1 protein-coding gene is annotated in these 409 nt (G+C 45.0%); it reads right to left on the reverse strand.

Features of this window, described 5'->3' with window-relative positions; all coding sequences use genetic code 11:
* On the reverse strand, positions 1-409 hold a 409-nt coding region (locus SB764_RS38475), incomplete at both ends, for a condensation domain-containing protein (RefSeq protein WP_410866531.1).

A 409-nucleotide genomic window follows, 5' to 3' on the forward strand; every position in this document is an offset into this window, starting at 1 on the left:
CGTATCGCTATCTTCATACCAATAGGATTCGACCTCTTCTTTGGTTTCAAGGAATGGCACCTTCTCCTTTAATACATCCATCCAATATTGCTTTTCTCTTGCGAGCTTTTTGCCTTCGGCATAAGCCTGAAGTTTGGAAGCATACGTCTTGTACGATGTCGTTTTGGAATAAAACGCCACAGTTTCGCCCTTTTCCAATTGGCTGTACCCAAGTGCCAAATCTTCAAATAAAATTCTCCAAGAAAGACCGTCTATGACAAGGTGATGAATGATCAGAAGAAGGTGGTCCCCATCTTTAGCCTTAAATACAGCTGCGTTTACAAGCGGCCCTGTTTGGATATCCATTTGAAGCTGAAGCTGCGTCGCAAGCTCGAGAACCGTCTGGTTCGGAACCTCCTCTGACGAGACG

The sequence above is a fragment of the Paraburkholderia sp. SIMBA_027 genome, assembly GCF_046535315.1.
GTDB lineage: Bacteria > Pseudomonadota > Gammaproteobacteria > Burkholderiales > Burkholderiaceae > Paraburkholderia > Paraburkholderia tropica.